This window comes from uncultured Corynebacterium sp. (genome assembly GCF_902782855.1).
GTDB lineage: Bacteria > Actinomycetota > Actinomycetes > Mycobacteriales > Mycobacteriaceae > Corynebacterium.
Window position 1 is genome coordinate 1 of record NZ_CACZOO010000356.1, and the last position, 9,070, is coordinate 9,070.

A 9,070-nucleotide genomic window follows, 5' to 3' on the forward strand; every position below is an offset into this window, starting at 1 on the left:
AAACCACCCCCTCGGGTCGCACCTGGGTCCGGTCGTGCCCGGGTCGGGTGCCGTGGGTTGGTCTGGCGGCGTCATTCCACCCTGGGGCACCCGACCCGGCGGGGAATGCCGGCGAGGGGTGCGGGAAGATATCGTACAGTGGGACAACGATGCCCGTTAGGTGGGAAAAGGTGGGCGGAGTAACCTGCCCCGCATGACTGACGCCATCTCCGCCACCACGCCGAACGCCGCCAGCACCACGTCGAACGCCAACGCGATCGCCATCGACGACGTCACGATTCGTCGCGGACCGAACACCCTCGTCGAGAACTTCAGTGTCACCGTCCCCACCGGCACGCACTGGGCGGTGCTCGGCCCCAACGGTGCCGGCAAGTCCACGATGCTGAAGATGGCGGGTGGACGCCTCTACCCGACGACCGGCAGCGTCCGCATCCTCGGGGAGGAACTCGGCCGCACCGCCGTCGCCGACCTGCAGAAGCGCATCGGCTACGTCGACCCGAAGCAGCGTCTCGCCGACATCTCCGCCTACGAGGCCGTGCTGTCCGGCGTCTCGGCGTCCAACGGCTACATCCGGCGCTTCGACTATGAGCCGCACCGCGCCCGCACCGCCGAGCTCCTCGAACTTGTCGGCATGGACACCCGCGCCGACCGGCTGTGGCGCCAGATGAGCCAGGGTGAGAAGGCCCGTACCCTCATCGCCCGCGCCCTGGTCACTGAGCCGGAGATGCTCCTGCTCGACGAACCCTCCACCGGTCTTGACCTGCCCGGCCGCGAGACGCTCCTCCACGTGGTCGACGATCTGCGCGCCACCCTGCCCGGAATGACGACGGTGTTGATCACCCACCATGTGGAGGAGATCGCGGCGTCCACCACGGACGTGCTCATGGTCAAGGGGGGACGTGTCATGGCGTCCGGCCCGGTGGCGGATGCGATGACCTCGGCGAACCTCGGCGTCCTCTATGACATGGACGTGCAGCTCGAACGCGTCCGGGGGCGATGGTTCGCGTTCAGCGACTGAGTCCGGTGCGTTCAGCGACTGAGTCCGGTGCGTTCAGCGACTGAGTCCGGTGCGTTCAGCGACTAGGATCGCATGGGTGAGTGACGACAACGACGACAAGACCGTGCCGGACGCGCAGGACGCGAGGGCCGCGCGGGACGCGCAGGACGCGAGGAAGAAGCGCCCCGCCTGGGTCGAGTACACCGTCACCGTCGTGGTGGCGCTGCTGATACTCGGGCTGGTCAACACCTTTCTCGGACGCCTCTACCAGATCCCCTCGGAGTCGATGGAGCCCACGCTCGTCGGTTGTGAGGGCTGTACGGGTGACCGCATCGTCGTCGACAAGCTCAGCTACCGGTTCAGCGAGCCGAAGCAGGGGGACGTCGTCGTCTTTGCGGCGCCGGAGGGCTGGGAGGACGGCTGGACCTCCGGCCGTTCCGCCAACCCGGTGATCAGGGTGGGGCAGGATGGCCTCTCCGCCGTCGGCCTTCTCGCCCCCGACGAGTACACGCTGGTCAAGCGGGTCATCGCGACCGGTGGACAGACGGTGCAGTGCCTCGAGGGTGACGCCGGGGTGATGGTCGACGGCACGCAGGTCGATTCCTCGTTCACGCTGAATCCCCCCGCCTACACCGTCGACCCCCGCTCCGGTTCCGAGGCCTGCGGTGGCCCCTACTTCGGCCCCGTCACCGTTCCGGATGACGCTCTGTGGATGATGGGCGACAACCGCACCAACTCCAAGGACTCCCGGTACCATCAGGACGCTCCGGACAGGGGTTCCGTCCCCGTCGACAATGTGGTGGGCAAGGCCCGGTTCAAGGTCTGGCCGCTGAGCAGGATCGGTGGGGTCAGCTAGGGCTTCCGGGTGCCGCGCGGCGCCGACTCAGTTCCGTGCCCCGGTGATGTCCTCGGTGACGGCTTCGTTGATCTCCGCCTCGCGGGAGTCCACGCCGAGGCGTCCTCCCGAGATCCTGTTGACGATCAGGGCGATCGCGCCGTCACCGGTGACGTTCGCGGCGGTGCCGAAGGAGTCGATCGCGATGTAGGCGGCGATCATGATGGCGATCTGGCTCTGGTCGAAGCCGAGCTGGTCGCCGAGCACGCCGACGGCGGCCATGATCGCACCGCCGGGCACACCCGGGGCAGCGACCATCATGATGCCGAGCAGCAGCAGGAAGCCGATGAACTTCCCGGTGGAGATGTCCAGGTCGAACATGTGGATCACGGCTGCGGCGAACAGGGTGATCTTCATCATCGAGCCGGCGAGGTGGATCGTCGCGCACAGCGGCACGACGAATCCGGCGACATTGTCCGGTACACCGTTCTTCTTCACGCATTCCAGGGTGACCGGGATCGTCGCCGCCGAGGATGAGGTGCCCAGGGCGGTGGCATAGGCAGGGGCGAGGTTCCACATGGCCCGGAAGGGGTTCTTCTTCGCGACCGCACCGGCGAAGAGGTACTGCAGTACCAGCAGAATGAGGGTCATGACGGTGGCGAGGACGAGGACCTTGATGAAGGCGCCGATGACATCCAGGAGGGTGCCGTTCTTGCCCATCGACAGGAAGGTGCCGAAGACGAAGACGGGCAGCAGCGGGATCACGAAGACCTTGATGACCTTCATGACGATGCCCTCGAGTTCGCGGACGCCGGCGTGGAGGACCTCGGACTTCACCGCCGTCATCGCCAGTCCGATGCAGAAGGCGAGGATCAGGGCGGTCATGACCTCGAAGGGTGCGGGCATCTCGATGTCGAAGAAGGCGGTCAGGGCGCCCTCGTCGATGTCACCGAGGTTGTCGAGTTTGTCGTCGCCGAGCAGCGGACCGTAGAGCGCGGTCGCGACTCCGAAGGCGATGAGCCCGGAGATGATCGTCGAGGCGTAGGCGATGCCGGCGGTGATGCCGAGCCACTTGCCCGCGCCCTGGCCGATCCCGGAGATGGCCGGGGTGATCAGCGCGAAGATGAGGACGGGGATGAACAGGTCGAGGAAGTTGCTGAACAGTCCGTTGAAGGTGACGAACACCCGGGCCAGCCAGTCCGGGAAGAAGAGGCTGCACACGATGCCGAGGATGATGGCGACGACGATGCGGAAGAGCAGCATGCCGCGGAGTTTCTTGAAGGTCATGGGGGTGACTGTAAGGTGCCGCCACCATGCGAAACAAAAGTGCTCACCTGGTGGCGGGGGTGGATCAGATCCCCAGAGCGTCGGCGATGGTGAAGTGCAGGTCGGTCTGGTCGGTCAGGCCGGTGGCGTTCGCCGCACCGGGGCCGTAGGCGGCGATGCGCAGCTGGGTGCCGGTGTGGCCCTGGTCGGTGGTGTCCTGGTTGTCGGAGGTGGCGTAGGCGATGGTCATCTCCGAACCGTCCTTCGTGGTCAGGTTGCGAGACAGTCCCGGGTAGACCGTGGCGCGGGCCTCCTCGACGCTGATGCCCGCCTTCTCCGCCATGCTCTTGATGTCGTCCTCGCTCATCGGGGAGACGATCTGGCTGGTGTGCGCGTGGTCGGCGGTGACCAGCACGAGGGTCTCGCCGTCGGCTTCGGCGAACTCGAGGGCCTTCTGCACGGCCTCGTCGAGGTCGACGGTCTCACCGATCTGCCCGCAAGGGTTCGCCGCGTGGTCCTGCTTGTCGATGGACGCACCCTCGACCTGCAGGAAGAAACCGTTCTCCTTCCCGTCCGGGTTCTCCTTGAGCAGGTCGATGGCCTTGGAGGTCATGTCGGCGAGCAGCGGCACCTCCGCGGTGCGCTCCGGGTTGTCGGTGCAGGTCTCGGCGGGTTTGAGGTAGCCCTCCTTCTCAGCGGTGGAGCCCTTCCAACGCACCGGCATATTGCCGTCGCTGAACAGGCCGAGGACCGGCTTGTCCTGGTCGGCCTCGGTGATCTTGTCGAGTTCCGCGGCATTCGTCGGCAGCTGGTAGCCCAGGTCGGTGGCCTGTTCCGTCAGTGTCTTGCCCTTGTGCTCCCCGGACCGGGCGGTCTGGGTGAAGCTCTCTGCGCCGCCGCCGAGGGTGACGTCGGCGCGGGTGCCGAGGATCTGCTCGGAGATGGATCCCTTGCCACCGTTCTCCAGCAGGTCGTCGCCGCACTTCTCGGCGTCCTCCGGGCCGTAGCATTTGCGCTGGGCGACGTGCGCGGCGAGGACGGCGGGGGTGGCGTCCTGGATCTCGGCGGTGGAGACGTTGCCGGTGGCCAGGCCGGCGTCCTTCGCCTTCTCGATGAGGTTCTTCTGCGCTTTACCGTGGATGTCGACACCGATCGCCCCGTTGTAGGACTTCGTGCCGGTGGCCCAGGCGGTACCGGATGCGGCGGAGTCGGTGACGTAGTTGGGGGAGCCGTCCTTGTTCAGTGAGTAGTGGGTGTACTGGCCGGAGACCGGTAGGGCGTCGATGCCGGCGAACTGGCCGGCGGCGCCTTCGGCGTAGTTACGGGCGGCGGTGATCTCGGAGTCACCCATGCCGTCGCCGATGAGGAGGATGACGTTCTTCGCGCCGGCGTCGCGCATCGCCTCGCGGATGTAGTCGGTCTGGTCGCCGTCGAGGCGTCGGGCACCACCGTTGGTGGTGATGTCGCCGTCGGCGGCGCGGTCGGCGAGGGCACCTGCTTCTCCGGAGGACGCCGTGCCGGTGCTGTCGGTGTTGCTGTCACTGTCACCGCTGCTGCAGGCTGCGGTGACGAGGAGGGTGGAGATGCCGAGGACGGCGAGCGCGGTGTGCGCAGTGCGGGTGGTGCGGGTGGTACGGGGGGAGCGCAGTGAGGTCACGGTTCTCTTCCTGGATCAACGTCAGTGTTGCCCATCCTGTGCGGTGGGTTCGGAGGGGACGATACGTAGTGGAGATGAATCCGCGTTGATTGCTGAGATGAGGGGAGGTGAACAGTTCATGAAGCCGGGTACGATCGACTGGCTGTCATGCCATCCGTAATTTCTCCCGCAAGAGCTCTTTCCCGGACCTTCGTCGCCGGCGCTGCCCTGATCACCGCAGTCTGGCTTGCAGCGTGTGGCAGCGACGACCCCGATTCGGACGCGGCCGGTCGGGGTGCCCTCAGCAGATTCAGCGGTCGCCGATGCGTCCCACGTTTCTGAGGCGTGGAAGGCTTTCCGGGCGAAGGCTGAAGAATACGGTTACACCTGCCCAGGATCCCCGGATTTCACCGGAGACACATCTGCCCGGATGCTGACCTGGAGAAAGAGGGGGTCTTCGCTGATGTGGACCGGGACGAGATGGTCCATGTCACTGACGGGGACCGGCGGTCCATCTGTGCTCCCGGCAACGGGGAGGAGTGTGACCTTGTCGCCGAGAAGACCGGTAAACCGGTGAACGACGGCGTGCAGGCCCTGGTCGGGGTGAGCGTCGGGGCTGTCCCCGAGGGGACCTCACTCCCGTGGCTGCTGGCACTGATGCCTGCTCACGCTCATGACGTGCTGCCACCAGTACCGAGGTGGCAGCACATCTGCCACCAGTACCGGTATGCGGTAATCAGGTACCTGACTTCCGCATCTCGGTACTGGTAGCGACACTGCAGCACGCTTGGTTCTGGTGCTGACAGTGGGGGTCGCGGGACTTAACCGACGGTGGCCTCGTTCGTCTCGTCGGCGGGCTCGGCGGGCTCGGCGGGCTCGGTGGGCCCAGACTCCGCAGGCTCCGCGGATGCTGCGGGCTCGGCCGGTTCGGATTCGGCGGGCTCGGCGGGCTCGGCGGTCGGCTCAGGGGTTGATACGCTGACCCGGTCGTTCTCGTCGGTGTCCGTGGTGCCGGTGTCCGTGGTGTCGGTGTCCGTGGTAACGGGCTCAACGGATGTGGATGCGGAGGTGGATGCGGAGGTGGCCGTGACGGCCTCGGGCTCGGCGGGCTCCGAGGTGTCCGTTGAAGCGGCCGTTTCCTCAGTGTCCGCCGGATCTTCCGTGAGCTCCTCGTCCGCACCGGGGTTCACCAGGTTCCCGAGCCACTTCAGGTCATCCGGAAGAGTCACACTGGTGACCCAGTTAGTGAAGATACGGTCGGGGCGCGTGAGGTCGTCGAGGGTGACTGTGCCCAGGCCGAAGGCGTTGTCCCAGGTAACGAGGCTGATCTTGGGGAGGATGCCGGAGTCTGCGTCATCGGTGATCTTCTCGATCTGCGGCAGACTGAGGATGTTCGGGCGGGTCGAACCGTTGACGTCGACGCCGGGGAAGAAGATCACGCGATGGCCGGACCACTCCACGGTGACCGGCTCGCGCAGACCGTAGTCCGAGGTCAGCCAGGCGGCTGTGGTCTGGTGGGTGGTCTTCTCCACGACCGGATGCCCCTCATCGTCGAGGACCGGAATGCCTTCGTCGTCGAGGACCGGGACCTCGATCCCGTCGGTCGTGACATTCTTCGTGAAGCGGACGAAGTCCTTGGCGAACTTCAGGCGCCCCTCCTCGCCGGTGATGTTGGTCATCAGATCGTCGAGGAAAGGGGTGGATTCCTGCGCGCCGGTGAGCTGCTTGACCAGGGCGTCATTGCCGAGGACGAGGGAGGACAGGTCTGTCAGGCCCCACTGCGTCTGGCGGGACTCGCCGGCGACCGGGGCACGGAGGTCTTCGTAGCGGTCCAAGGTTCCCAGGATGTTGGTGCAGGAACCGAGGCCCTCTGCGGTGGCGGTGGCGCTGATGCCGAAGCAGGACACCTCCTTGAGTGCGGGAATGTCGAGGTTCTCGGCGGTGTCGAGGAGATCCATGACATCATCCCCGGCGTACTTCTCGACGCCGAGTTCACGCAGCCGGTCGAGGTTGAGGGCCTGGCCGAACCAGGTGAGGGAGATGTCGTCAGTGTCCATGTTCAGTGCCGTGGAGATGCCGAGGGTGGAGTGCGCGATGGTGCTGCGTCCCTGGTCGGCGCCCGCCAGTGCGGCGGACGGCAGGCCGAAGAGCTTCCTCGCCTCGGCCAGGGCGTTACCGTCGCGCATGGCGGCGGCGACGCTGATGCCGTCACCGGCGATGGTCGCGGTGCCGCGCGGACCGGAGGACGCCAGGTCGGGCAGCTCGACCGGCTGGGAGGCGTCGTAGGTGTGGCCGGTGAGGTACTCGGCGATCTTCAGTGCCTCGGCGCGCTTCTCGGCGTTGGCGTCGTAGGTCTTCTCTTTCCACTTGCCGGGCCACAGGCAGGTCCCGCCTACCTCGATGCCGCCGGAGCAGTACCGCTCCGTCTTCATGTTCACCGGCAGCGCCGCGTCCGCCTGCACCTGCTCGTAGGAGCTGTACTCGCCGAGCTTCGTCGGGTCGATCTTCGGCAGGCCGAGTCCGCCGACGATGTTCTTGATCGTGTCGCTGCCGAGGGCGGCGGCGCTGAGGATCTCGAAGAGGTTCCGCTCCCCGAGGCGGTAGGTGTAGCCGAGAACCTTGATGTCCTTGCCCAGGTCGATCGTGGTGTTCTCCGCGGCGTTGCCCAGCTCGATCCGGTCCGGCAGGACGATCGCCAGGCCGTCACCGGTGGCCTGGGAACAGTCCGCGACGGCGACCGGGCGGGTGGACGCGGCGTCCCCCGAATCCTCTGTGCCCTCTGTGCCCTCTGAGCCCGCCCCGGGGACCGGGGTCGCACCGGCGGCGGTGCGGCAGATCTCGAGGTAGTCGAGGATCATGTCGTTGTTCAGCAGGTCATCGAGCTGTCCCATGCTGAAATCGCCGTTGTAGGAGCTCGCTGCGGATGCCGACGGGCCGACCGACACGCCGACCCCCAGCGCGGTCACCGCACCGAGGCTGAGGATGCCGGTGCGCCACCTTCTCCGCTGTGCTGCGGTGGTCGCGCTGGTCACTGTGGTAGCGAGTCCGGTGCGGCCAGAATGACCGGAACGGGAGGTCGCACGGTGGCGGCCGGGAGCGCTCATGGGGGAGCCTTTCAGTGGCGAAGTGGAAACATCACACGCACTAACCTTCCGTGCCCGGGTGTCGTTACGTGTTCGCGGCGTCCGGCATGTAAGTGACACCCCCCGACCCGCCCCCGCCGGAGTCAGCCCCGGTGGCTCTCCTGGATCTTGTCCGAGGCGACTATCTGCTCCAGGAGCCCGGGGAAGGCCTTGTCGAGGTCGGCGCGACGCAGTTGGGTCATACGACCGTTACCGACATCGCGTTGCCGAACCAGCCCGGCGTTCCGGAGGACCCGGAAGTGGTGGGTCCGGGTGGACGGGGCCCACGGTGTGCCGAAGACACTGCAGAACTGTTCCGTCCCGTCCGGCAGGGACGCCAGCTCGACGATGACGTGCCGACGGTTCTCGTCCGACAGAGCGTGCAGGATCGCGGAGAGGTCGAATTCGTCGACTGTCGGGTGCCCGTCCTGGTCCGGCATGGTCGCTGACTCCTCGAAGGTACTGGTGGTGACGATGCTGATCGTACCTTCGTCAGCGGGGTGACGAGGTGGTGGCGTGGTGGCGTCGGATGGCGAGGACCGCGACCGTGACCACCGCGACCAACACGGCGAGAACGAGCGTGGTGGTGGTGAAGGCACTGGTGTAGACGTCGGGGTGTCCGGGCTGGCCGGCGGCGGTGTCCGCGGCGGAATCGCCGGTGAGCTGACGGCCGATCAGGGTGGACAGGATGAGGGAGTAGCCGGCGACGAAGACGGCTTCGCTGCCGACGCGGAAGAAGTTGAGCAGGCCAGCTGCGGTGCCGGTGCGTTCCGGCGGGATGACTTCGAGGGCATGGCCGTCGACCAGTCCGATGGGTAGGCCGAAGCCCAGGCCGAGGAGGATCATCGGCACAATGATCCAACCGAGCGAACGGTTCTCGTTCAGGAGCATCAGCCCGAGGTCACCGAGGATGAGGGCGATGAGGCTGGTGTAGATGACGCTGCTGACGGTGATCGCCTTGACGGTGTCGATGAGTCTGGCCACCACGGTCGGAGCGGTGACGACGGGGGCGGTCATGGCGAGCATGAGCAGTCCGGCGTGTCCGGCGCTGAGATCCCTGATGCCGCTGAATGCGGAGGGCAGATACGTCAGCAGGGTGACGAAGCCGATCGAGCCGGCCATGGGGACCAGGCACATGGCGAGGAATTCGCGGTTGCGCAGCAGGGACAGGTCCAGCAATGGTGTGCGTGCCTCCGCCTCCGCCTCCGCCTCCG

The 9,070-nt window shown here is 66.6% G+C and carries 7 protein-coding genes; 2 read left to right on the forward strand and 5 right to left on the reverse strand.

What is annotated here, in order from left to right; all coding sequences use genetic code 11:
* Positions 1 to 193 precede the first annotated feature (193 nt).
* Positions 194 to 1,018, forward strand: coding sequence for an ABC transporter ATP-binding protein (locus tag QZV72_RS14400; RefSeq protein ID WP_297009401.1), 825 nt, complete (start codon positions 194 to 196; stop codon positions 1,016 to 1,018).
* 76 nt (positions 1,019 to 1,094) lie between these two features.
* Positions 1,095 to 1,853, forward strand: a complete 759-nt coding sequence (gene lepB / locus QZV72_RS14405) for a signal peptidase I (protein WP_297009402.1) — start codon at positions 1,095 to 1,097, stop codon at positions 1,851 to 1,853.
* Positions 1,854 to 1,880: 27 nt separating this feature from the next.
* On the opposite strand, the gene QZV72_RS14410 is transcribed toward lepB, so the two are convergent.
* From QZV72_RS14410 to QZV72_RS14430, 5 genes are all read right to left on the reverse strand, one after another.
* Positions 1,881 to 3,119, reverse strand: coding sequence for a dicarboxylate/amino acid:cation symporter (locus QZV72_RS14410; protein WP_297009404.1), 1,239 nt, complete (start codon positions 3,117 to 3,119; stop codon positions 1,881 to 1,883).
* Between the two features lie 64 nt (positions 3,120 to 3,183).
* The gene (gene phoA / locus QZV72_RS14415; RefSeq protein WP_297009410.1) at positions 3,184 to 4,683 is read right to left on the reverse strand and encodes an alkaline phosphatase; all 1,500 of its coding nucleotides are present in this window, start codon (positions 4,681 to 4,683) and stop codon (positions 3,184 to 3,186) included.
* 872 nt (positions 4,684 to 5,555) lie between these two features.
* Positions 5,556 to 7,838: a hypothetical protein gene (locus tag QZV72_RS14420; RefSeq protein WP_297009405.1), complete on the reverse strand. Its 2,283-nt coding sequence runs from the start codon at positions 7,836 to 7,838 to the stop codon at positions 5,556 to 5,558.
* 122 nt (positions 7,839 to 7,960) lie between these two features.
* Complete coding sequence (locus QZV72_RS14425; RefSeq protein WP_297009407.1) at positions 7,961 to 8,296, reverse strand: helix-turn-helix transcriptional regulator; 336 nt, start codon at positions 8,294 to 8,296, stop codon at positions 7,961 to 7,963.
* Positions 8,297 to 8,348: 52 nt separating this feature from the next.
* A partial coding sequence (locus QZV72_RS14430; protein ID WP_297009409.1) for an MFS transporter occupies positions 8,349 to 9,070 on the reverse strand: 722 nt, incomplete at its 5' end.